This window comes from Rhizobium sp. P32RR-XVIII (assembly GCF_012641395.1).
Classification (GTDB): Bacteria; Pseudomonadota; Alphaproteobacteria; order Rhizobiales; family Rhizobiaceae; genus Rhizobium.
The window spans coordinates 640,463-664,343 of record NZ_JABAIH010000001.1 but is presented as its reverse complement, the minus strand read 5'-3'; the positions used below and the strand labels follow the sequence as shown (position 1 = coordinate 664,343).

Annotated in this window: 24 protein-coding genes and 1 pseudogene; 2 read left to right on the top strand and 23 right to left on the bottom strand. The window is 59.3% G+C overall.

Annotation, left to right across the window (positions count from 1 at the left end; translation table 11 throughout):
- Positions 1-220: 220 nt before the first annotated feature.
- Entirely contained in the window at positions 221-1,243 is a 1,023-nt protein-coding gene (locus HGP14_RS03415) for a LacI family DNA-binding transcriptional regulator (protein ID WP_168828432.1), read from the top strand.
- Between the two features lie 3 nt (positions 1,244-1,246).
- Here HGP14_RS03415 and folD read toward each other — a convergent pair whose 3' ends face one another.
- The 4 genes from folD to HGP14_RS03395 all read right to left on the bottom strand — a co-directional run bounded on the left by folD (position 1,247) and on the right by HGP14_RS03395 (position 6,089).
- Positions 1,247-2,146, bottom strand: a complete 900-nt coding sequence (gene folD / locus HGP14_RS03410) for a bifunctional methylenetetrahydrofolate dehydrogenase/methenyltetrahydrofolate cyclohydrolase FolD (protein WP_168828431.1) — start codon at positions 2,144-2,146, stop codon at positions 1,247-1,249.
- A gap of 121 nt (positions 2,147-2,267) precedes the next feature.
- Positions 2,268-3,932, bottom strand: a complete 1,665-nt coding sequence (locus tag HGP14_RS03405) for a succinoglycan biosynthesis protein exop (RefSeq protein ID WP_168828430.1) — start codon at positions 3,930-3,932, stop codon at positions 2,268-2,270.
- Between the two features lie 114 nt (positions 3,933-4,046).
- On the bottom strand, positions 4,047-4,889 hold the full coding sequence (locus HGP14_RS03400) for a WecB/TagA/CpsF family glycosyltransferase (protein WP_168828429.1): 843 nt from the start codon (positions 4,887-4,889) through the stop codon (positions 4,047-4,049).
- Between the two features lie 267 nt (positions 4,890-5,156).
- Positions 5,157-6,089, bottom strand: coding sequence for a LysR family transcriptional regulator (locus HGP14_RS03395; RefSeq protein ID WP_168828428.1), 933 nt, complete (start codon positions 6,087-6,089; stop codon positions 5,157-5,159).
- A gap of 93 nt (positions 6,090-6,182) precedes the next feature.
- On the opposite strand from HGP14_RS03395, the gene HGP14_RS03390 reads away from it, so the two are divergent.
- Positions 6,183-6,980, top strand: a complete 798-nt coding sequence (locus HGP14_RS03390) for an NAD(P)H-dependent oxidoreductase (protein ID WP_168828427.1) — start codon at positions 6,183-6,185, stop codon at positions 6,978-6,980.
- 1 nt (position 6,981) lies between these two features.
- On the opposite strand, the gene HGP14_RS03385 is transcribed toward HGP14_RS03390, so the two are convergent.
- From HGP14_RS03385 to HGP14_RS03295, 19 genes and pseudogenes are all read right to left on the bottom strand, one after another.
- Positions 6,982-7,521, bottom strand: a complete 540-nt coding sequence (locus tag HGP14_RS03385; RefSeq protein WP_168828426.1) for a hypothetical protein — start codon at positions 7,519-7,521, stop codon at positions 6,982-6,984.
- Complete coding sequence (locus HGP14_RS03380) at positions 7,521-7,886, bottom strand: hypothetical protein (protein WP_168828425.1); 366 nt, start codon at positions 7,884-7,886, stop codon at positions 7,521-7,523. Before HGP14_RS03380 ends, HGP14_RS03385 begins: the two co-directional genes overlap by 1 nt.
- A gap of 12 nt (positions 7,887-7,898) precedes the next feature.
- A complete protein-coding gene (locus HGP14_RS03375) occupies positions 7,899-8,462 on the bottom strand; it encodes a rod-binding protein (RefSeq protein ID WP_168828424.1) in 564 nt (187 codons plus the stop codon).
- A gap of 31 nt (positions 8,463-8,493) precedes the next feature.
- Positions 8,494-8,907 carry a hypothetical protein gene (locus tag HGP14_RS03370; protein WP_168828423.1) on the bottom strand — a complete coding sequence of 138 codons (414 nt, stop codon included), beginning with the start codon at positions 8,905-8,907 and terminating at the stop codon, positions 8,494-8,496.
- A gap of 5 nt (positions 8,908-8,912) precedes the next feature.
- Positions 8,913-9,665: a flagellar biosynthetic protein FliR gene (locus HGP14_RS03365; protein ID WP_168828422.1), complete on the bottom strand. Its 753-nt coding sequence runs from the start codon at positions 9,663-9,665 to the stop codon at positions 8,913-8,915.
- Entirely contained in the window at positions 9,662-11,749 is a 2,088-nt protein-coding gene (gene flhA / locus HGP14_RS03360; RefSeq protein WP_168828421.1) for a flagellar biosynthesis protein FlhA, read from the bottom strand. Before flhA ends, HGP14_RS03365 begins: the two co-directional genes overlap by 4 nt.
- A 90-nt stretch (positions 11,750-11,839) precedes the next feature.
- Complete coding sequence (fliQ, locus tag HGP14_RS03355; protein WP_168828420.1) at positions 11,840-12,106, bottom strand: flagellar biosynthesis protein FliQ; 267 nt, start codon at positions 12,104-12,106, stop codon at positions 11,840-11,842.
- Positions 12,107-12,274: 168 nt separating this feature from the next.
- A pseudogene (flgD, locus tag HGP14_RS03350) lies at positions 12,275-12,706 on the bottom strand (flagellar hook assembly protein FlgD); the annotation flags it as partial.
- A complete protein-coding gene (flbT, locus tag HGP14_RS03345; protein ID WP_168828418.1) occupies positions 12,697-13,146 on the bottom strand; it encodes a flagellar biosynthesis repressor FlbT in 450 nt (149 codons plus the stop codon). The gene flbT and the pseudogene flgD, both read right to left, overlap by 10 nt.
- On the bottom strand, positions 13,143-13,490 hold the full coding sequence (gene flaF, locus HGP14_RS03340; RefSeq protein ID WP_168828417.1) for a flagellar biosynthesis regulator FlaF: 348 nt from the start codon (positions 13,488-13,490) through the stop codon (positions 13,143-13,145). Before flaF ends, flbT begins: the two co-directional genes overlap by 4 nt.
- Positions 13,491-13,526: 36 nt before the next feature.
- The gene (locus HGP14_RS03335) at positions 13,527-14,573 is read right to left on the bottom strand and encodes a flagellar hook-associated family protein (RefSeq protein WP_168828416.1); all 1,047 of its coding nucleotides are present in this window, start codon (positions 14,571-14,573) and stop codon (positions 13,527-13,529) included.
- Positions 14,574-14,576: 3 nt separating this feature from the next.
- A complete protein-coding gene (gene flgK / locus HGP14_RS03330) occupies positions 14,577-16,079 on the bottom strand; it encodes a flagellar hook-associated protein FlgK (RefSeq protein WP_168828415.1) in 1,503 nt (500 codons plus the stop codon).
- A gap of 19 nt (positions 16,080-16,098) precedes the next feature.
- Entirely contained in the window at positions 16,099-17,442 is a 1,344-nt protein-coding gene (locus HGP14_RS03325; RefSeq protein ID WP_168828414.1) for a flagellar hook protein FlgE, read from the bottom strand.
- Between the two features lie 125 nt (positions 17,443-17,567).
- Complete coding sequence (gene rem, locus HGP14_RS03320; RefSeq protein WP_168828413.1) at positions 17,568-18,239, bottom strand: transcriptional activator Rem; 672 nt, start codon at positions 18,237-18,239, stop codon at positions 17,568-17,570.
- A 282-nt stretch (positions 18,240-18,521) separates the two neighbouring features.
- On the bottom strand, positions 18,522-19,085 hold the full coding sequence (locus HGP14_RS03315; protein WP_168828412.1) for a transglycosylase SLT domain-containing protein: 564 nt from the start codon (positions 19,083-19,085) through the stop codon (positions 18,522-18,524).
- A complete protein-coding gene (locus HGP14_RS03310) occupies positions 19,027-20,478 on the bottom strand; it encodes a flagellar hook-length control protein FliK (protein ID WP_168828411.1) in 1,452 nt (483 codons plus the stop codon). The genes HGP14_RS03315 and HGP14_RS03310 overlap by 59 nt, the downstream gene beginning before the upstream one ends.
- 2 nt (positions 20,479-20,480) lie before the next feature.
- Positions 20,481-21,788: a chemotaxis protein MotC gene (gene motC / locus HGP14_RS03305; protein WP_168828410.1), complete on the bottom strand. Its 1,308-nt coding sequence runs from the start codon at positions 21,786-21,788 to the stop codon at positions 20,481-20,483.
- A gap of 4 nt (positions 21,789-21,792) precedes the next feature.
- Complete coding sequence (locus tag HGP14_RS03300; RefSeq protein WP_168828409.1) at positions 21,793-23,097, bottom strand: MotB family protein; 1,305 nt, start codon at positions 23,095-23,097, stop codon at positions 21,793-21,795.
- Positions 23,094-23,735 (bottom strand): hypothetical protein, encoded by a 642-nt coding sequence (locus tag HGP14_RS03295; protein WP_168828408.1) that lies wholly within the window; start codon positions 23,733-23,735, stop codon positions 23,094-23,096. The genes HGP14_RS03300 and HGP14_RS03295 overlap by 4 nt, the downstream gene beginning before the upstream one ends.
- Positions 23,736-23,881: the final 146 nt, after the last annotated feature.

Here is a 23,881-nt window from a genome sequence, read left to right as displayed (position 1 = left end):
AAAGCGCTTTGACACATCACGCATTTCAACTCCCGGCAGAAAAGAGTCAAGTCATTTCGAAAATAAGCAAAATGAAGTGTCTAAGTTGTAGATTGCAAGCGCGCCTCACGGGAATATGGAACGATTTTCCTTGAGTCAAGCGCCGCAGCTGGTACATAATTTAAAGCGCTTTGGGAGCATGGGGGAATACGCCCAAGGCTTTAGGGAGGAATCATAACACGTGAATCTCAAACAGCTATCGGAATTGCTCGGTCTTTCGCAGACGACCGTCAGCCGCGCGCTCAACGGCTACCCCGAAGTTAATGAGGCGACACGCGAGCGCGTCCTTCGCGCTGTCAAGGAAACCGGATACCGGCCGAACAAGGCGGCGCAACGCCTTGCGACCGGAAAGGCGGGATCGATCGGGCTGGTGATGCCGACCGCCCCCGGTCATCAATCAGACGTGCACTTCGGCGAATTCCTGGCCGGACTTGGCGAAGAATCCGTAAGGCATGACTTCCACTTCGTCATCACGCCCGCGCATCCCGATGACGAAGTGGCGGCCCTTCGCCGCCTCGCGATCAGCGGCAACGTCGACGCGCTCTTCATAGCCTATATGCGCGGGCATGACCCGCGGCTCGTGATGTTGAAATCGCTGTCGATGCCCTTCATCGTCCATGGCCGGTCGTTCGGCTCGGAGCCGGACTACCCCTATCTCGATATCGACAACGAGGCGGCTTTCTACGATGCGGCGAAACTGCTCCTGCAGCTCGGCCATACGCGCTTCGCGCTGATGAACGGCCCCGCGCATCTCGATTTCGCGATCCGCCGCAAGAATGGCGTGGTCACAGCACTTGGCGAGCGCGGACTGGAGCTTTCCGAAGACTGCACGAGCCACACACCGATGACGGACGAGGAAGGCCTCATCGCCATGGAGCGTTTTCTGCAGCTTCCGGAGAGGCCGACGGCCGTTCTCTGCTCGAGTACGGTACTCGCGCTCGGGGCAATCCGCGCCATCAATCAGGCCGGACTCAAGCTCGGCGAGGATATTTCGCTGATCGCGCATGACGACGTACTGCCGCTGCTGAAGCCGGAAAATTTCTCCGTGCCGCTGACGACCACTCGCTCGTCGCTGCGCGCAGCGGGCGCGCGCATCGCCCAGCGGCTCATCGGCACCGTCACGCAGGCCGGTCCTTTCCCCGAGCATGAACTTTGGAAGGCAGAGCTGATCGTCAGGGCCTCGACAGGCCCTGCCCCGCGCTAAACATCAGAATATCGGCGGCGTCTGGCCTGCCGAACGATACGCGGCAATGACCGTATTGGCCATCAGCATGGCGATGGTCATCGGGCCGACCCCGCCTGGGACGGGCGTGATCACCCCAGCAACCTTTTCCACCTCGGCGAAGGCAACGTCGCCAACCAGCCGCGTCTTTCCCTCACCCTTTTCCGGCGCTGCAACGCGGTTGATGCCGACATCGATGACCGTGGCGCCGGGCTTCACCCAATCGGCCTTGACCATCTCCGGACGCCCGACGGCGGCCACCAGGATATCGGCATTGCGGCAGACCGCTGGCAGATCCTTGGTGCGCGAGTGGGCGATCGTCACGGTCGCATTGGCATTCAGCAGCAGCTGCGCCATCGGCTTGCCGAAGAGGTTCGAGCGGCCGATGACGACGGCGTTCAGGCCGGACAGATCCTCGCCGTGCACGCGACGGACGAAGACCATCGCGCCAGCCGGCGTGCAGGAGACGAGGCCCGTCGCCAGGTCGCCGGTCGCGAGCTTTCCGGCATTGACGACATGAAGGCCGTCGACGTCCTTTTCCGGCAGGATCGATTGAATAATCGGTTCGCTGTTCAAAGGCTTCGGCAGCGGTAGCTGCACGAGAATGCCGTGGATCGACGGATCGGCGTTAAGAGAAGAGACGAGCGCTGCAAGCTCTTCCTGCGTCGTCTCGGCCGGCAAGGTGTGCTGAACGGATTTGAAGCCGCTTTCCTTCGCCATCTTGCTCTTCGAATTGACGTAAGCATGGCTTGCCGGATCGTCGCCGACGATTACGACTGCGAGACCGGCTTTGACGCCGCTCTGCTTTTCAAGTGCGGCGGTCGCCATCTTCACGGTTTCGATTACGGAACCGGCCACCTGCTTGCCATCGATCACTGTCGCCACGCGATTCTCCTGCCATGCCATGGCGCCAAGCTAGGCGTTCATCCGCCGTGCTGATTGCCTCAGAACGCCCTATCCTGCCTAAAAACGGCAAATGCAAGAGCAATGATGCCGCATCGCAAAATCAACGGCGGCCGGGACCGTAGGATTGCAGCCTGTCGCGCAGGCTCTCGAGTTGATCGCGCAGCTGCTCGAGTTCGTCGACCTGCGGCTCCGGTGGTTCCGCAGGCGCTGGCGCTATCGCCTCAGGCAAGGGGGCGGGACGTTTTCGCAGGCGGCGAAAAGCAACCATACCCCCAAGGCCAAGCGCCAATCCGATCGCCGCGCCAATCGCAGAGCGAACTGGCAGCGTGCTGCCTGAAGAGACGACGGTAGTGTGCATCGGCCTCAGGACGGTAACCGGTGCAACGATGGAAGCGGTCGTCGTGACGGCAGTCTCCATCCGCGACCTTGCCGCCTCCGCCTTGTCGCGCAGGTCGGTAAGCTTGGCGAGATCGACGCCCGTATCGCGGCTCTGCGCAATCAGCGCGTTGCGCCGGTCGTTCAGCGTTTTTCGGGCGTCCGTAGCAGTCTTGAGGCTGACATTGGCGTCCTGCGCCTGTCGGGCAAGTTCCTTCGCGACCTTCTCCTTGATGCCATCGACGACAGCCTGCTGCCCAAGAAGGCGGGGATGGCGCGGGCCAAGGTCGCTCGCAAGCTGAGAAAGAGTGGCCTTCTCTGTTACGAATTTGTCGCGCTCGGCCTGCAGCGCCGGCGAAATGGTTTCAGCTGGCAAGGAGCCGGTCAAGACATCGTCGGCTTTGGCTCTCTTCAAGCGATCAGCCTGCTCCTTTGCCAGTGCGATCCTCTGTTCGGCAATCTTGAGATCGGCATCATGCTGATTGATGCGCTGCTGGAGGTCGGTCGCTACCTTGACGTTGCCCTCGCCGCTCCTGCCGGTGAAGGCGCCCAGTTCTGCCTGCGCATCGTCGTAGGCTTTGCGGAGCCCGGCGCGCTCTTGCGCCGACGCGGAATTGCCGCCGGAGGTCAGCATGTTCGACAGCCAGACGGCGACGCGCGAAGACTTGGCGCCATCGGCCGTCGTCACTTTCAGGTGCACGCTTCCCGAAGCCGCGTCGGCATCGGCCTCGATCATTCCCCCAAGCGTCTTTTCCGCGCGGGAGGCCGCATCGGCAGCGGCGCCGCTGCCGGAGAGAAGGTCGAACGCGACGCCGATGGCATTTGACGGCCCGCCGGTAAATTCCGGGTCGCGATCAAGTTTCAGCGCCCCGACCGCAGCGGATATGGTGCTGGCGGAGAGCAGGCGCCGCACGGCCGCAGCGGTCATCGCCGGGCGCTCAGCACTGTCCGCCTGAACGCGAAATGCCGTCTCCGCCGCATAACGCGCCGGTTCTGCCGGCATCAGCAAGGGAATGCCCGCCCCGATCATGACCGCAACTGCGATGGCGGCGAGCGGCTTTGCCAGGCTGTCGCGATGCTCCGGAGGCGTGCCGATATCCGGATCGTCGATCTCGCAGTGAACGGCAGACGGTGGCAGCGGCTTGGGCGGCTCTTCCCGCGAGCGGACATCGTTGGCAGCCTGCAGCCGGGTTCCGAGAATCGTCTCGATGCGGTCGACGAGCGGAGGTTCGGGAGGCACGCTACGCCGCAGGCGCTGCTCTTCAAGCGCCTTGCCGATCACTCTCAACAGTTCGGCCTCGGAAGGACGAATGGGCAGCGCTTCGACGCGCGCAGTCGCCGCTGTCGATCGTCTCCCGTCAGTGCTGCTTCTTAACCTGCTGTCGTACATGACGCCATATCTCGTGCGCGCGAACCGAGCTGCCTTGCCGCGTGAAGCGGATGATTAAGGCACTCTAAATATTTACGGCAAAGAAATGGTTAACCGGGAAGGCAAGAAGCAACCTCAGCTTGCCAGGTCGTTTCGCCTCTGCGGAACAGGAAGTGCAACGCTGCGCTCCTCCGACTGGCTAAGGATGCGGTCGCGGCGGCTGAAGCGGTATTGCATCACACAAAGCAGGAAGACCGGAATGCCGAGCACATAGCGCCGCCAGAGCCGGCCTGGCTCCTGCAGCAGGCGGTAGGCCCATTCCAGCCGCATCGCACGAACGGTCTGCGGAGCACGGGGAACGGTTCCCGAAACGAAATCGAAAAGGGCGCCGACGGTCAGGACGAGCCGCGCGTGCTCGGCGCGAACGTGACGGTGCGTCCACTTCTCCTGCAGCGGCGTGCCCATGCCGATGATGAGAATGTCGCACTTCTGGCGATTGAGCTCGTCGATCAGCTCCTCGGGATTCTCCTTGTCGAAATAGCCGTCCGAAATGACGATGAATTCGTGCCAAGGCGCATGCTGGCGAAACTTTGCAGCCGCCTTTTCAACAACCTCGCGCCTGCCGCCGATAAGGCCGACACGGCGCCGGTTTTCCATAAAGGTCAACAGCGCAGGAACGAAATCCGTGCCATTGAGATTGGCCGGAAACGGCGCGCCATGCGCAATCTTCGAAGCGATATTCAGGCCGACGCCATCGGGCAGAACGAGATTCTGCAGGAGGATATTCCGGTATTCGCCATCGCGCAGCGTCATCAGCATGTTGTGAGCGTTGGCAAAGGCAATGACGGTCTGGCCGACGGGAAGCGAGGCAAGCTCGTTGATGAAGACGAGCGCGTCATCCCATCCGAGATCGCATACCGGCACGTCGAAGATCGTGCGGCGTGATGCAAGAACCGCGAAATTCGCGATCAGGTTCATTCCAACCTCCAGCAGGGGCTTCATGCGCCCAGCATTGCGGAAAACATCAGACACATTCCGCGCCGGCAGGTTTGGTAAACCGGCAGCGCCGGCCGCGTGCAGCATCCGTAGTTCCGAATACCGCTCCAAGGCTGTAAGGCGAGCTATAGCAGGATGATTTCAAACAACTCTTAGGAAAGTCGTTCGAATTCCGAGGGTGCTCTCAAGGTTCTGTTAAGCTTGTGAGGCAAAGCAAAGCGGCCTCAATCTGCCCTTTATGCTCACCGGCTATCGCTCCGGCTGCACCCTCTCGATCCCGGGAATGCCGCCAGCCTGCTCTACGAGGAAGTCGACCAGTAGCCGGACCCGGGCAATGCCCGCCCGTTCTGGGACAATCAGCATGCTAAGTGGAGTGCCAGGAAGCGAATAGTCGGGCAGGATCGCTTCCAGCCGGCCGGCCGCCAGGAGATCATCGACAAGCCATCGATGAGCGGGTGCAATGCCGCGTCCGGCGATAAGGGCCTCGCGCGCCGCAAGCCCATGGTCTACCCGAAAGCGCCCTCCGAATGGCACGACATGGCGCTCGTCGTTTGGCCCCTTCAAGGCGAGCGTGTCGCTGCCCGCCACATTCGACATGCGGATGCCTTCGTGGGCGGACAGATCCTGTGGAGCGACCGGCCTGCCCCGCGCCGCCAGATAGGCCGGTGCTGCGACAAGCAAACGCCGCGACTGACCAAGCGACCGCAGCTTCATGGAGCTGTCGGTGAGCGGGCCCAGCCGAAGGGCAATGTCGACGCCCTCCCGCACGAGGTCGACTCGCTCGTCGGTGAGACTGAGGTCGATCCCGATGTCGGGATAGCGGTCCTGAAACGCGAAGATCCGCCGGCTGACATGCAGGACTCCGAAAGCCGCGGTGCACGATATCCGGATCATGCCCGCCGGCGCGCCGCGCTTGCCTCGCGCCTCATCACCCGCCTGCTCCACGAGGCGCAGGATCTGGACGCCGTTGGCATAGTAGCGGCTGCCTTCATCGGTGAGCGTCACGCGCCGGGTGGTTCTGCTGAGCAAAGGCACGCCAACGGCTTCCTCGAGCTCCCGCAAGTGCCGCGTGACGGTCGACTGGCCGACGCCGAACTCGCGGGCAACCGCCGATAGGCTGCCGCGTTCGGCAACGCGGACGAAGGTTCGCATGCGCTCCAAGGTGACGTCTGAGTTATCCATTATTCAGCATAATCTTATGCATTAGCCACATCTAGTGGATGATTTGTGCGGTGTCTACTTTTGGGCAAGTTCTCACGTCACAGGATCACGACCATGAAAGTTCTGCATGTCTTTGCTCATCCCGAACCACGCTCGCTCAACGGCGCGCTGCGCGACGTCGCCATCACGGAACTCGAGGCCCAAGGCCATGAGGTGCGCGTATCCGACCTCTATGCGGAGGACTGGAAGTCCGAGATCGACCGTGCCGACTTTCCCTCGCTGGCGTCCGACACGCGGTTCATACCCGTCGAGGCGTCGAAGAAAGCCTTCGAAACCGGCGGGCTGACCGAAGACGTCAAGACCGAGATCGACAAGGTTCTGTGGGCCGATGCCCTAATCCTCCAGTTTCCGCTGTGGTGGTTCAGCATGCCGGCAATCCTCAAAGGCTGGGTCGAGCGGGTCTATGCCTATGGGTTCGCCTATGGCGTCGGCGAGCACAGCGACAAGCGATGGGGCGACCGCTACGGTGAAGGAACGCTGGCCGGCAAGCGGGCCATGTTGATCGTGACTGCCGGCGGCTGGGAAGAGCATTACTCCGCCCGCGGGGTCAACGGACCGATCGACGACCTGTTGTTCCCGATCAATCACGGAATTCTCTATTATCCGGGCTATGAGGTGCTTCCGCCCTTCGTGGCCTACAGGGTCGATCGCCTCGATGGGGCCGGCTTCGAGCTCGCAGCCGAACGCCTGCGCGCGAGGATGCGCACGCTGGAGAACACTCCGCCCATCCCCTACCGGCAGCAAAATGGCGGAGACTATCTGATCCCCAGCATGCAGCTCCGCCCGGAGCTGGGGGAGCTGGATGCGACCGGCTTCGCGCTCCACCTGAACGGCACAAGCGAAGCCGGCTAGATTAGTGGGCGGCAGCGGCGGCTGCTGCAGCAGGCGACGGCGCATCGATGATCTTGATCGGGTTGCCCGTCTTCTGCTGCTGGCCGGAAGCGTTTGCTTTCACCTCTTCCTTGGAGAGGTACTCAAGCTGCTCCAGGATAACCTCGGACACGTAATCGCCCCCGAGCTTTTCGTTCATGTCTTTCTTGATCGCGTCTCGGAAGGCCTGCGGATCGAAGGATTTCAGCTTGCTGATATCGACCATCTTGTTGCCCATAAGAAGCGTGAACAACTCGTCGGTGGTCATTTCGGTCAGCGGCAGGGTCGCGCCTTTTACTGTATCCTTGTTCATCATGTACGACACGCGGCCTAGAAAATAACCGGTTATCGCGCCGTTTCCGATGATCGGAACGGTGATCGTCTCGCCCTTAACAAGCTCAAGCTGGCTCTCTTTCGAACTGTCGGCCGGCGCCGCCGGTGCTGTGGCCATCTTCACCGAAAAATAGACCGAAGCCAGCGTGATGACGCAGACCCAGATGCCTGTAAGGACGAGCTTCACCATCAGGCATCACGCGCGACGAACTGTTCCTGGGAATAGGTGCCGTCAGCGTCAGCGTCCTGAACCGCATTCTTCAGAAGATCCGCCACTGCACGAACGGCTTCGAGATGCGCCTCAACGCGCCGGGCATTGAGCGTCAGCTTCTTCTTCAGCCCATGAAGCTGTTCGAGATGCGAGGCGGCAAGCTCGGCCGGATCGGTATCGCGGAAGAGCATGGAAAGCTCATAAAGGCAGCGGCTCTTGTGGGCGTTCGAGACCTTGAGATCGAACTGGGGATCGCTGCCGATCCGCGAGTTCTCGTTGTCGATGATCATTTCCAGCCGGCCAAGGACCGATTTGATCCTGTATTCGTTCGAGATTATTTCCATTTTTATCCTCGGTTATGCTTCTTTGGCCGCCTTGGCTTCCGCCGTGGGGGTGCCGAATGTCTTACGCTGGAATTCGTCGATCATGCTGAAGGCAACCTTGCGGTCATCCTGATCCGCCGACGCATTGACGATCGCGCCTTCCTTCTTGCGAAGCGCGTCGTGATACATCTCCTTGGCGATGCCGATGCCATCGCCCTGGGAAATGACGTTGCCGAGCTGCTCGGCCATCATGCCTTTCCAGATATCGCCGGTAGCGCCCTTCCCGTAAACCTGTTCGCTATCGCTGGGCAGCATGTTCTTGATGAAATTCTGCAGGACCATGGCCTCGAACTTCCGGTAGGTTTCCGGAATCTCTTCGGCCTTGGTCCGGTTCTTGACGTCACCGAGCCCGGTCTTCTGAGTGGGGCTCTCAACCACATCGAGCTTGGAAGAAAAGCCGTTGCCATTCTCGGCAAGGCTCGTTGCCTGGAAAGCGGCGCGGGTCGCTTTCAATCTCTCCTGGGCTGCCTGCACCTCTGTCGGGTCGGCAGCTTTGACAACGTCCAGCACCAGATCACTTGGAGGTGATATAGCCAATGTTGCAATCCTCTAAATTACGTTGAGAGGATTATGGTTTTTGAAGCTTGCTGGAGGCTGGCGTCGCGAATTTTTGATCGATGATGTCGTAGACCGCGTTGTCGTCCGCCTCGCGACGCTCCTCCTCAAGAGCATTCTCCATGCTCTCTTCCAGCCGGTCGCCTTTGGCCCTCTCCTGCTGCAGGCGCATCTCGTGCAACTGCTCCATGCCGGTCAGCTGCTTGTCCTTGGTACTCAACCGTTCGAATCGATCGGCGTAATTTTGGGAAAAGGCGCGATGAATCGGATCCATGGAGCCGAGGGCCGTGACGACATCGTCAATCGACCGGCTAACCTCGGCGCGCTGACGATTCGTTTCCGCAAGGTCGTACTCGGCCATCTGCTCGAGATGCCGCTGAACGGCCACCAGCCGCTTCAATTTCTCGGAACGGGTCTTCTCCGCCATGCCGGCTACCTACCGACAAACACGCTTGGGAAAGATTGCGCGTACTGGCCAATCAAAGCGGCAACCGACACGTAGAAGAGGAACAAACCGCCAAGCAGCATGTAAGGCGTCGAGATAAAGTAAACCGGAATCTGCGGCGCCAGCTTGTTGATGAAGCCGATCGAGACGTTGAACATCATGTTGTAGATGAGAAACGGGCTCGCGAGCCGCAGCATGATATAAGTCGTCGATTCCAGCGTGTCGGTCAGCGAAATCAGATTGGCCCGCATGTCGGCAATGCCGCCAAACGGCATCGTCGTGTAGGAGTCAATCAGCGCCCGGAATACGATATGATGGAAGTCCATCATGAAGAGAATCATCATTCCCGCGAAGGTAATGAAACCGGAAAGGCTCGTTTCCGGCGAATCTTCGATGATATCCATCCCGCCCGGGGACGAATATCCGAGCATCATGGCGATAATGCTGGCCGCGAACTGAAAGCCCAACGTGTAAAGACGTGCCAGCAGGCCATACATGACACCGATCAACGATTCGCTGAAGATAAGCCCGATATAGGTCGCCCCCGGGTTGCTGACTGCCGGGTACACGGTGTTCCAAAGAACCGGCAGCACGGCGATCGACAAGCCGCCCGCAACAAAGACCCTCAGCAATCCAGGTACCCGCGCCGAGGAAAAGCCCGGCATCGCGAGGACACAGCCGCCGATCCGGCAGAAAACCAGAAAGACCGCCAGAACTGTCCCTTGCGGGTCGGTTATCATGAAATCGAACCCAAAATCTTTATCTCGATACCTTTGGCCAGTTCGACATGCGAGAGAACCGGAAGTGTGGCGAACAAGCGTTCGACGATCATGCGCACATAGGAGCGTGTTTCCGGTGACGTGACAAGGGCGAAAGGCAGACCGCGGTCCATGAATTCACGGATAACCCTCGTCGCCTGTTCGCTGAACTCCTCGAGACTGCGCGGATCGATGTCGAATTCGATGACGTCGCCTTTATTGTCGCGCTTGAGCGCCTGGTGAAAGATCATGTCCCATTTGCTGCCGAGCCGCAGGACGCGCAGCACGCCATTGTCCGCCAGGTCGCCGCAGAGCTGCTGTGCCATGCGGACACGCACATGCTCGACGATCTGTTCGGTCTTGCGGACATGCGGCGCGAGCTCTGCTACGGCTTCGAGGATCAGGTGCAGGTTGCGGATCGAGACGCGCTCGGCAAGCAACAGCTTCAGTACGGCCTGCAGGCCCGAATAGGACATATGCGAGGTGCAGATTTCGTCGGCGAGCTTCTTGTATTCCGGGTCGAGGCGGTCGATCAGCACCTTGACGTCCTTGTAGGACAGAAGCTGCGGCAGGTTGTTGCGAATGACCTCGCTCATATGAGTAAGGACGACCGAGACGTTGTCGATCGGCTGGAAGCCTTCGCGCTTCAGATCCTCTGTGAAGGCCTCAAGAATGGAAACCGAGGGCATACCGAATGCCGGTTCGCGGATTTCGTCCCCGGGAATGCGCGGCTTGCGGCCTGAACCGGTGACGACCAGCACTTCGCCGACGCGAAGCTCGTTCGATGCCACTGTCGTGCCATGGATGCGGATCTGGTAGGACTTCTCGGGAATGGTGATGTCGTCGGTGACCTTGATCTCCGGAACGACGAAGCCGTACTGGGTCGCAAACTTTTTGCGCATCTTGCCAACACGGAAGGCGAGTTCCTGATGCGCGCCGAGGAGGCGCGTCGAAACCATCTTGCCAAGCGCAAGTTCGACTTCCGACGTCCGCAGCACCGATTTGACGGAGTCCTTTTCCAGCTCCTTGCTCTGGACGACCTTCTTTTCCTCCTGCTCGCGGCGGGCTTTGTTCTCCGCTTCGATCTGCCGTGGAATGAACCATGCACCGAATGCCATCAGGCCGCCGAGCAACATGAAAGGAATTGTTGGCAGACCGGGCATCAAGCCCAGCACCGCCATCAGCACGGCGGAAACGGAAAGCGCACGCGGATAGCCGCTCAGCTGATTGACGACGGCTTGATCGGTCGAGCCGACGGTGCCGCCGCGCGAAACGAGAAGGCCGGCCGCCAGCGAAACGATAAGGGCTGGCATCTGGGAGACCAGACCGTCACCGACCGAAAGCTTGACGAAAACGTCTGCGGCTTGGGAGATCGGCATACCGTGCCGGAAATAGCCGATGATGATGCCGCCGAAGACATTGATGGAGGTGATGAGGAGACCGGCGACCGCGTCGCCCCGAACGAACTTGGACGCACCGTCCATGGCCCCGAAGAAGGAACTTTCCTCTTCCAGTTCCTTACGGCGGCGCTGAGCCTCCTTTTCATCGATGATGCCTGCCGAAAGATCGGCGTCGATCGACATCTGCTTGCCGGGAATGGCGTCCAGGGTGAAGCGCGCGCCGACTTCCGCGATACGCGTCGCACCCTTGGTGATGACGATGAAATTGATGGTGATCAGGATCAGGAACACGATCAGACCGATCACGAAGTCACCCGACATGACCAGGCTTGCAAAGCCCGCGATCACACCGCCGGCCGCGTCATGCCCCTCGTTGCCGTGCGAAAGGATCACACGCGTCGTCGCAATATTCAGCGCCAATCGCGTCATGGTCGCGATCAGCAGGATGGTCGGGAAAGACGAGAATTCGAGAGGCTTCTGAATCCAGAGGGCAACCATCAGGATCAGAACGGAAAAAGCGATCGAAAAGGCTAACCCCAGGTCGATCAGGAACGGCGGAATCGGCAGGAAGAGTATGCAGATGATGACGACGATGCCGAGGGCAAAGCCGATATCGCGCATGTTCGGAGCAGATTTCGGAAGGGGTAGTGCAGGTGGTTGCGCCATTTCGATTCCGTCTCTTCATGAGAGGAGGCAGGTACAGCCCTGCCCAGTTCCGGATCGAGAGTTAACTGGCGAAGCTTGCGCGAAGGTGGCTCAGAAGCCTGTCTGGATGCGCGAAAAAACCATATCGGTGAAAATGGAAATCTGCGAGCCGACGAAATGTGCCGATAAGCCTATGGTAACGAAAACCGCTACGATCTTCGGAACGAAGGTAAGCGTCGCTTCCTGAACCTGCGTCAGCGCCTGAATCAACGCGATGATGAGGCCAACGACCATGGCCGCGCCAACGGCGGGGCCCGCCGAGATGAGAACGGTCCAGATGGCCGCCTGGAAAATATCGAGCGCGTCGGCTTCATTCATCGTCTGGCAACCTCATATTGCCCTTGGAGGAACAGCCCGGCCTTAACCGGACTGCGTGTCGTTCGAAGTGCCGGTACCACCAGTTTCGCCAGCACCACCGGTTTCGCCAGCGCCATCCGTTTCGCCAGCGCCATCCGTTTCGCCAGCGCCATCCGTTTCGCCAGAGTCGTTATCGCCGCTCGATACCGGGGCCGAATCAGCAATGGTGACGCCAGCCTGGACCAAAATCTTACCGCCATCCTTCGTCGTTGCAATGATGCCGTCGGAATAAACCTTGACCGAAGAGATGACGCCTTTGACGCTGCCGTCGGCGCTTTCCATATACTTGCCGATGTAGCTGCCGGCCTGAGTGAGGCTCGAGCTGGCAAGCAGCGTGTCCAGCTTGCTGTTCGTCTGGATCGTCTGCTCCACCTGCGAAAAGCTTGCAAGCTGTGCCATCTGCTCGCTGGCATCCACGGGGTCCGTGGGATCCTGGTTCTTCATCTGCGCGACGAGCAGCTGCAGAAAATTGTCGTAGTTGAGCGTGGCTTTCTGCTGCGCCGCCTGTGTGCCGTCCGAGGTGGTCGAAGAGCCTACCCCGCTAACGCCGTCTACCGCCATGGCGCGATCTCCTTGCGAATCTGCTCGACCATCGTCGGGTGCATTTCCTGGTTGTTCAAAATGCCGTCCTCTATCGGGTAGAGGCTGCGGATAGCCTTCAGGGCATCGAATGCGCGGCCGGTCGAGACGAGGCCGTCGATGCGCTTCAATTCGGCCAGAACCTCTTCGTTCCTGAAGCAGGTCAGCAGCATGGTGATCGACTTGCGGAACATCGCCGTCGACTGCTCCTTGCCTTCCGGATTGATCAGGATCATCTGGGCGATGAAGTAGAGCTGACGCAGCGGCGTCGTGGCCTCTTCCGGCTGGAGAACATGGTTTTCAAGAAGGAACGTCACATCATTCAGGAATTCCAGCGCGACCTTTCGGTCGACGCGCAAAACTGCGCCGTTGATGAAGATCTTCTCCCCAGCTTTAAGCGAAATACGAAGTGTACTTTTCATTTAAGTCCATCCCTGATGATGGTGGTAACGTCAATAACGCCTTGGTAATTACTTGATTGGCGCCGCCGAATCTTGTCGCATTCCTTCAAGATCCAGATTGCAATCGAAATCAGATTGGCCCGCAATTCGATTTCGAGCTGATTGTCGGGATGCTTGAGATCCTCGATGAAGCTCACCCAAACACGCCGGGTATAGAACAGTGCTTCAACAGCTTCCTGGGTGTATTTTTCCTTGTCGCGCGCCACCTTGAGCATTTCTATTGACCGATCGAGAACTTGCCGCTCCCGCTCCTTCGCATCGGTCACCGAGTCTTGCATCACCTCGGAATAAGAGAATTGATACATTCATGCATCCTTCTTTGGATTACGCGCCTTTGATCATCAAAGGTAATTTACAAGGCTCAGCTGCTGTATTTTCGATACGATCGTGTAGGCCGCTTCCAGCTGCGTCTGCAAAGACTTCACGAGCGTGGAGGCCTCCGCCGGGTCTACACCCTGAAGATCAACGACCTTGTTGTTGATGATGGAGGCCTGCGCATCGAGTGCATCGTTCGCCTTCGTGACGCGCTCCTGCGAGAGACCGAGCTGGCTCTGTTGCCCGACGAGATCTGCCGTCGACTGCGCTGCATAGCCGATCGCCCGGTCGGAGACGGCGTCCATGGCGTCGGAGCCAAGGCCCTGATCGATCAGCGCGTTCGTCATCACCGTAGCCATCGCGAGATAACGCATGCCGTCGGAATTGGCATTGGTGGACGACGTGATGACTTCCGAGTTGCTGATGCGGCTCGTCATGTTCTGGTTCGATGCCTGGGACCAGCCGGTCACCGGATCCGTCCAGCTCGCCACGCTGAACATCGGCTCGACGCTATTTGTCATGAAGGTATTGATTTCAGCCGCCGACAGATCACTGACCCCCTTGCCCAACCCGGTCGCATAGCTGTTCAAATCAGCGACGATCTGCGCCTCTACGGCCGCACTGCGATCCGTCAGTGGCGGAACGTCCGTATTGACGCCGGAGAACAGGTATTCACCGCCGGAAATCATGTTTCCGGTGTCCATCAGCTGCGCAAACGCTGAGGTGGCGGACTGGAGAGTAACCGCAATGGAGGTCGATGTCTGGCTTCCCTTGAGCGCTGTCAGATTGCCAACAAGAGTGTCGCTGGCCTTCTGCATCTCGGCCAAGCCGCTCTGGGACATCTCAAGACGAAGGTTCACGGTCGAATTGCTGTCCTTGAAGGAAGAAATGCGATCGAGTTCGCGCGTATAGTTTATGCTTTTAGCCGAATCGATGCCGAGCGATAAGCCGATGTCGGCGTAGGTTCCCGTTGTGGCTTCGATTGAGGCCTGGACCATTTGGTTCTGCGACTGACGGATCGTCAGGCGCATGGCATTCTGAATGGCTGAACTAGAAATGAAAGAGCTCTTCATGGCTTAACTCGCTATATCCAGCAATGACTTCAGCATCTCATCCACGGCGTTGAGAATCTTCGTCCCTGCTTTGTAGGATTGCTCGATGTCGAGAAGCAGCGTCAGTTCCTCGTCAAGATTGACGCCCGTCTCGTTGGAATAAGCCTCATCCGATCGGGAAAGCGCTGCTGCAGTATTTTCCGCCGCGCCGCTTGCGTCGCTGCGATATTGTTCCAGCCAGCCGATGGAGTTCGATGCGAAGTCCATGATGCTGACATTCGAATCGAGACCGGTCGTCGAATTGAAACCGGTGACGCCTGTGCCGGGATCGAAGTCCATCTTGGCGCCCATCGCCGTGTAGAGCTTGTCGAGCTGGGCCGTGTAGCCGCCGTTCTTGTCGGGGGCGGGGTTTTGATCGAACGCGGCGCCATTGATCGCGCCGTCGCGCAGTTTCATCGGATCGCCGCCGAGAGACGTCACGACTGCGGGATTGATTTTGATGGTGCCTGCAATTCCATCGATGACGGCACCGGTGGTTGGTGTGTCGCCCGCAGTGCCGTCCGGCTGCGTCCATGTAAAAAGACCTGGCAGCGTGCTGGTTCCGGCCGTATTCGTCTCCGAAAAGAGGCTGACGAGACCCTTGGCGACTTCATCGAGCTGCGACTGGAATGTCGGCGCGACTTCGTCGCGAAGCTGGAGAAGCGCCGTGAGGCTGCCGCTTGCGGACGTCGTTCCACCCTTTCCAGGGACCAATGCCACGCCGTCAATGTAAACCGCGTTTCCGACTGTGCTTGTGTCGTAGGTGCTTTGGCCCTGGAACGTGACGGAGCGCGGGACGGTATCGAAAAGCACGACGCCGTCCGGCGTGTAGAGCGCCATATCGTTGCCGTTGCGCGTGACGGCGTTGACGCCAACAATATTGGAAATCTGCTTCAGGAGGCGGTCGCGTTCATCGAGCGCCGTTGAAGGATCGGCATTCGTGTTGACGGCATTCTTGACCGCGTTGTTCGCGGTTTCAAACTGGGAGAGAAGCGTGTTGAGCTGGTCAACTGAGTTGCTGATCGACTTGTCCGCACTCGCACGGACCTGCTGGACAGCGTCCGTCGAATTGTTCAGCGAGTTTGCGAGGTCCTGCGCCGCGGTGATCGCGCCCTGAGCGGCAATCGCGTTGTTCGGCGTAGTCCGGAACGCGGAGAGCGCATTCCGGAAATTCGCCAAATATGTGGTAGGGGCGGTCTCGTAGTCATTGCCACCGACAATCGATTTCAGGTCCTCGAGACCGTTCAGGAGCGTCTGCTGCGCACTGTCTTTTGAATTGGCATTCACAAACTGGCGAAGGAGGGCGTCCTCCTTCGCGCGGTCAATCTTGACGACCTGAGCCCCGTTCAGCGATGTGCTGATTAACGCCTGCCGACGCACGTAATCCTTATTGCCGGCATTGGCGATATTGTTCGATACGACGCTGCTCTGAGTGCCCGTCGTATTGAATATGCTTTGAGCCGTGTTAAGTGCGGAAGTGAGCGACATGGCTTGGTCGTTACCTTACTTATCTCTTGAGGTTGACGAGGACGTCCATGATGTCCGCGCCCGTCTGGAAGACCTTCGAATTGGCCGTGTAGCTACGCTGCGACTCGATCATTTCCGTCAGTTCACCAGCGAGGTCGACATTCGAACCTTCAAGGGCACCGGACTGGATGGACCCGAGACCGTTCGTCTGCGGGAAACCGGTAACGGTGACGCCCGAACGTCCATTTGCCTGGTACACGTTGCCGCTGAGGAGGGTCAGTTCGTCGGGACTTGCGACGGTCGCAAGAGGAATGCGGTAGATGGGCCTCGGATCGCCTTCGTCATAGTTGGCATAAACGGTGCCGTCCTTGTCGATCGTGACGCCGGTTACCTCGCTCGCCGGCTGCCCATTCGGCGTGCCGGTGCCGCTGTTGGATGCAGCCTTTTGCGTGAACTGCGAGAGGTCCATGTCGATGTTCAGGTTGCTGATGCTATCAACGAGCGGGAGATTGCTCGTGATAGTGCCGGCATCCGGATCGGTTGCGTCCGTTATGAGGTTGCCCTTCGTATCGAAAACCATAGTGCCTGAGCCGACGAGTGCGTCACCAGGGGCAGCAGGCGGAGCGGCCGAATAGGGGAACGGGCTGCTGCCGGTGGCGGCGGCGTCGTGTCTATAGACGGCGACGTCCCATTCACCGGAGGTGGTGCCCGTCGCACCCGCGCTCTTGGTAAAATAGAGATCGTACTGAACCTTCGCGCCGAGTTTGTCATAGACAACCATCGACGTTTTGAACGTGTTCGCCTTGCCTGTGGAGTCAACACCCGGATCCTGGTTTGCACTTGGCAGGTCAGCCAGGGGGACGACCGGCATATCGGAGTCGAGGTTGCCCTTGAAGTTCGCCGCCGTCGATTCGATAGCGGTCAGACCGGACTGATTGACATTGATCGGAAGGAGACCGTCAAAGCCGTTGACGACGACGGCCGGCGGGCCGGAGGTGTAGGGATAACCCATGAGCGTAAAGCCGGCAGCATTCACCAGATTGCCGTTCTTGTCCGGGCTAAAATCGCCAGCTCGGGTCAGCACCGGAATGCCGTCCGGGCTCTGCACGATGAAGAAGCCGTCGCCAGAGATCGCCAGATCGGTACCCGACGTGGTGTAGGTCATATCGCCCTGGGCGCTGACAGACTGACGTACCGACGTCTGCACGCCGCCCGAATTGTAGTTGCCCGCAGTCGACGGCAGAACCAGCGAAGAAAAGGAGGTCGAAACCGCCTTGTAGCCGGTCGTGTTCGCGTTCGCGATATTGTCGGAGACGGTGCTCAGGCGGTTTGCCTGTGCATTCATGCCCGACACGGCCGTCTTCATGCTCCCGAAAATACTCATCTGAAAACCTCGTTTTCCTTGATAGCCTGGAGAGTATTTGGCGGGCCTTGCGTGAAGCTGTCTGTGACGGAACTGCCTGACCGAAATATTGAAAGGCACGTCCGCGTCGGCCCGCTGCTGTAAAATCAATTCCAGTCGATGCAGTAACCGAGGAAGCGCTTGGAATCGACCGGATCGAAGCCGAGCTTCTTGCGCAGCTTCTTGCGGAGCTTGGAGATGTGGCTTTCAACGACGTTCTCTTCGACTTCCTCGTCGAAGATGCCGTAGATGGCATTGAAGATCTGGGTTTTCGTGACGCGGCGACCGCGGTTGGCGATCAGATACTCGAGAATGCGGCGCTCGCGGCGCGGAAGCGCAAAGACTTCGCCGTTGATTTCGGGATCGCGGCCGTCCGAGAAGACGCGGATCGCGCCGACGTCGGTGTGTGTCGAAATCGCCTTCAGGCGCCGCCGGATTGCAGCAGCCCGCGCGAGTATCTCGCGGGGATGAACCGGCTTGCGAACGACATCGTCGACACCACAATCAAAAAGTGCAAGCGTGTTTTCGAGCGAAGGCTGATCGCTGACCGCGATCACCGGCGCCTGGGAGCGATCCCGGATGGCGCGCGGCAGCTCCAACGTCTGCCTTCCCTGACCAATCAGAAAAGCCTCGACAGCCGCAATATCGGATTCGGCCGCCGTCTGTACCCACTCTCCGAATTCCTTGGGATCAAAGCCGGTGGAGGGAATGCCCTCACGGCCAAACAGTGATGTGTACCCATCTTTCACGAGCTCACGCTCATCAACCACGACGATCATTCGTCCGCCTCCGAATCAGTGTGGCACCTCGATGCGCCTATGGGTACGAATCGCGCGATTCTGGGACAAGCTGCTGGAACTCAATGGCAGAAATTAATAGTTGATTAACAATTTGACCGCGATTTGCTCTATATTTAGTATGTCTCACCGACTTTCGACACAAAAATCGCGTGGAAAGTTTAATGAACTGTAAATTAGGTCTTGCGAATCCAATTTTGGACCAAAAGTTGCCACATTGCGGCACGATTCCGTTTTGTTCACATTTTTCAATTTTTGATTGCATCAATTCTGGCAAAATGCACTCGCATTGGGAGTCCACTTGCCGTAGCCGGTCGCCACCAGATTCGCGATAACACGACAGACATATTGCTTCTGGGCGGGGTTATTGTTCGGTCCGGCATGGTATCTGGCTACCGCCATAGTCCAGGTCTCATGACGATCGTGGAGATTGCGAAGGAACTTCGCCGCATATTCGACATTGCGATGCGGGTCGAACATGTCTTCCGCTGAGCGGAAGTTCTCACCATGAAAGTAATGGTTGATTTGCATGCAGCCGATGTCGATCAGCTTGGCGCCGCTATTGAGCGCCAAATAGAACTGCCTCAACGCGTCCTGCTCGGACGGAGGAAAGACTGCCTTGCCTTCTATGTTGAGCGCAAAAGGATAAAGCGAACCCTTGCGCCCGGTCTCAGTTAACCCCACGGAATAGAGAATGCCTTCCGGTATGCCGTATCTCGCGGCAGCGGACTGGATCTCCTTCTCGCAGGCTCCGGTGGAGGCGCTTGCGCTAGAGGTAGACGCTGCCAGGAGCACCACTGCCAGAGGTACCAGAAGCAGTCTCAGCATCGGTCTCGCCTCCACCATTGAAGCCTCCGTTTCCGCCCTGCGGTTGGCTGTGTCGCTCGCGTGCTTCACCGCCCTGCCCCTGCTGCAGCGATTGCTGGTGCTGTGGAAACTGTCCCTGCGCATTTGGCTGGTTGCCGGCATCCGGCTGCGCCGCAGGGGCCATACTGATCGTGACTTTGTCGACGGCATAACCCTGACTGCGCAGCGCTTCGATGATGTGGTCCTGGTCTTCCTTGAGCTGCCGGTATGCGGCGCCGGTCGCAACCTTCAGATCGACGTTCAGGGCGTCGCCGGAAAGCCGCATGGTTGCCGTGACGACCCCGAGATCGACCGGCGCCATCTGGATCTTCAGGGTATTGACCACCTTTCCGGTGCTCGTCCATTCGGCAGCATTCGAGAGCGCTGAACCGGGCTGCATCGCACGCGCCCATTCGCTGTCACCGCTGATCGCGGCTGTAACGGATGCAGAATTCTGTGCGAGTCCGATAAAACGGCGCGAATCGAGGACCGTGACGGTCTCGCCATCGCCCTTGACCTTGCCGCTGGCCGAGCTGTCCTGATCAACAGCGATACGCATGTCCATCGACTGGCCACGTCCGTCTGCGCGACTTAGCCGGAATTTCGTCTTTCCGTCGGCGTCGGCAGCCCCGTCGGTGGCAGGCAGCTGCGCATCGCTCGTGTTGGCTCCGATTGCCGCCAAGGCTGTCTGTGCAGCACCTGGCTCAGGCGTCTCCACCCCGCGCAAACGCGCAGTGGACACGGCGCCCTTGCCGCCACTCGCCTTCTCGCCAGCCGTGTCGTTCTTCGCATTCATATGCACGAGGGGTATCGCCGTGGCGAAGCGGGCATCCGGTGAATCGCTGTTCAGCAGGCCGAGCACATCAGAGGCTGAGTCTGCGCCAGAGAGGGAGCTTGGGTCGGCGTTTCTGTCTCCACGGGTCCCGCTCGTTTTCGCTGGCTTGGTTCCCTTCACCGGATGAGCCTCGGCCTTGTCGTCGCGGCTTATGCCGTTCTTCACGTCAAGCGTCTCTGCGGCCGTATCGCCGCCGTCCTCGATTTGATCCTTGCCGGATTTGCCAATCGTAATTGCTGCTTCCGGCGGCGTCAGCACATGTTGCTTCAAGGACGCGTCGCGAAGAGCAATCATGGGCTTCATCCGGGCGCCTTGGCGCACGCCATCTGCTGCATGTGCATCTTCACTACCAGGCGCATCCCCACGGTCGGTGCCGGCCTGGTTCACAGAATCATTGTTCTGAGAACTGCTTCCAGCCTTGGAGACCAGGTCGGAAAAGCCGCCCTTATCTTGATCGTCGCGCTTTGCAGCCGCACCATTGCCTCTGGTAGCCTGCGCTGCCTCGGCGGCGACGCCTCCTCCCGGAACGCTCATGTCCATCGTCAATTGCCTTCTTTGCTTAAAAGCCCGTCGATTTCATCGAGTTTCGCACGGCTCGTCGTCATGAAAGATGTGAATGCCGAGTCAGCATCCTGCTGACCCTCAGTGCTGCCGGATGCCGGGCTTGGCGCTGCCCCATCGTCAACGGGCTCGGAAGGTGCCGAAGACCCGGGCGGAGATCCATCGCTGGCCGATGCGGCAGCCTGTCCAGAAGTATTTTCTTCATTAGAAGGTTTAGATTTTGATGCTTGCGTCAGGCTTGCCACGTCCGGTTCTTGCAACACCTGCTCCGCAATTGATTGCGCCGCGGCTCGAAGCGCACGATCACGCGGGGAGAGTTCGCTGTCGGCAACGCTGCTGATGCTTTTGGCCGCGGCGTCGACATCGGCGGTGGAGACTGAGGCCATGTTTCCGTAAAAATCCGCAACCGGGCCGAGGGCATTATCCTCTGCACCGGCAAGCGACTGCGCATATGTCGCCGCTGTTTTCGCAAGCTCAGCCTTGCCCGCAATGCCGGCAGCGCGCGCGATGCGAAGATAGACCTCGCGCCGTCTTGGCTCGTCCATGAAGGAGAGGATGGCGACGATATCTTCCGTCTTCACTTCGTTGTGTTCGATCACCAGCTTGACGAAGAGATCAGCAAATTGGCTTGCATAGGGCGAGTGAAGGAATCGCCGCACGTAGCGCTGCGAGTAACCGAGCCCCCTGTCGACCAGGCCCGCTTGGACGCTGATCGCGACGGAACGGCGAAGCGCTGCTTCTTCGACGATCGTGCCCGGGACAGCAAGACGTGCCTGATCGTAGAGCTTGAGTGCTTCGGTGGGGTTCTGCGCCACCATGACATTACCCGCGACCAGATCGAGGTAAGGACCAATCTTCTTGTCCTGATACTCGTTGGCGATATCGACCAGTGACTTCGCGACGAGCAGGCCCTTGCCGCTTAGATACTTGCGTAGAACATCGGTCACGCGATTGTCGAAATAGCCGTTCACGTCGCGAGCGATCAGATACTCGAGCGTAGCCGGATTGCCGCCGCTCATCGCATAGATGAGTGCGGCATCGACATTGCGGGCGTCCTCGAAGACGGAAGGGTCCACGGACCGCAGGCGCTGATCTATCGTCCCCAGCATGAAGCGCTGCATCTCACCGGCCGAGCTATCCCCGAGAGCAACCGAGTCCTGCACGAACTGGAGCGAACGCAGCATCTTGTACGGCGCCGCGTTTTCCTGATCTCCTCCGGTCGCGACGGCAGGCGAAGCGATCGCCAGTCCGACAGCCAGAAGAAGATGACGGTGCTGCAAGCGCGCCATGAGATTATCCTTGATCCGCCTGAACCAGGATTTCAATGCGGCGGTTGGCGGCATTGAATGGGTCATCCGGCAGCTTCAGCTTGCGATCGGCAAAGCCAGAAACCTGGGAGATGCGCTTCTCATCCAGCCCACCGCGGACGAGCATGTAGTAGGCCGCCTGGGCACGATCCGTCGAGAGGCGCCAGTTTGCGTTGTCGGTTCCCTTGTACTGGCGGCCATCCGTATGGCCGCGGATTACCACCGCTCCTTGACGATCCTTCAGAATTTCGCCGATCTTTTCCATCGCCAGCACCATTTCCTTGCGCGGAACGGCGGAGCCGACATTGAACATGGAGCTGTCGCTCTGGTCAGAGAGGCTTACGAGCAGCCCGCCTTCCGCCGGTGTGACGGTCAAGCCCTCGGCAAGCTTACCCGCGACCCCACCGATCTGCTTGGCGATTTCCTGCTGCAGTTCCTCCGCCTGCTTCTGTGCGTCGGCCACCGTTTGCGCGGCAGATGTCTGTCCGCCAGTTGCGGCTGCACTCGGCTTGCCCGGGGACAGGGCGGCGCTTTCATTGGGCGCTTTGTCCTGTGGCGAATTGACCGGTGCTGCTGCCCGATCCGCGCTCGAGGCGGCAGCCTCCGCCTTCGCTAGTTCCGTCGCATCGGCTTTCGGATTGGGGTCGGCTTCATCGGCTGCAGCCTGTGTGGTCTTTTCGCCTGGCGCCTGGGAGGCCTTGTCTGTCTGTGAAACCTCGACCTGCTTCGTCCAGAAATCCGGGTCGAACGGATCGCGATAAGCCTGCCCGCCATCGGCACCGGTTGCAGGGCCGGAATCGCTCGCGCCACCCTCGCCCTTGACGCTGACATTTGCCTGCTGACCGACTTCCTGTGCAATCTCAGCCAGAACAGAGTAAGGATTTTCGAAGAAATTGGCTTCGGAGTAATTCGTCTTGTCGCCGGAGGACGAGGTCTGATCGTCACCATTGGCAGCAGACGCGCCCTTGGTGGGCTCATCCTCCTTTTCCTTTGATTTGTCCTGCTTTTCCTCGCCATCAGCCTGGTCGACAGGCTTTTTCAAACCTTTTTCGGTTGGCTTCTCATCCGCGAGCTTGATCGGATTGAAGTAGGTGGCCACCGACGCCTTCGTCTCCTCGTTCGCGGCGTTAACAAGCCACATGACGAGGAAGAACGCCATCATCGCGGTCATGAAATCGGCATAAGCGATTTTCCATGCTCCGCCATGCCCGCCCTCATGGTCGCCGCCACCATGCCGCTTGACGATGATGACTTCGTTCCTGCCGTGGTGATGATTTTCGCTTTCGCTCATTCAAGAACTTTCTTCAGGCTGGCAGACCAAGCGGAAATGCGCGTGACCAGGACGGAATCCTCGACCTCAACAACGAGATCGACATCATCGGTCTCCTGATGGCGCAGCAGATTCTGTCTTTCGCCCATTTCGGCCTTGAGCAATTCAAAGAGCTGCGCCGGGCCTTTGACTATCATCGAGCCTGGCGCGCCTTCCAAGATTGCCTCGTGCAATAACGTCGCAAGACTTGAGACGGCTTCAGCAGCAACTGCTTCCGTCAGCACCGGCGCTATCGCTTTCGCGGTCGCGGCGCTCACGAGATCGGCGACCTCCGCGGCAATTGCATCTAGCCGGCGTGCGATCACCCCCGCCAACTCTTCTGCATGCTTTGCCACCAGGTCGTCTTTCTCCCGCTGGTGGACAAGCGCGACTGCCTGGGCCTCGAGCTCGTATTTCTCGGTCAACTCGGCCGTAGCCGCCGCATGGCCTTCGCTGTAGGCGTCGCGGCGCTCAGCCTCAACGTCGACGGCGGGGGGCATTTCCGATGTGTCCGGCAAGCCGCCATAGCTATCGTCCGCAGAGCTGTTAAGGTCGATGACCGGCTCAGCGGGTCTCGTCTCTCCGAAGTCCTTCAAATACCGGGAAAGCATAGCGCTCATCAAAACCACCCGGCCTTTGCAATCAGTTTCGGCATGCGCGCGTCCCGCCTCAAACGAACCAAACTTACGCCAGCAGCGGCTTCGAAGGCCTTCGGCAGCCCTCGGCACGGCTCACAACGTCTCTGGTCGAAACTAGAAAGCCAAAC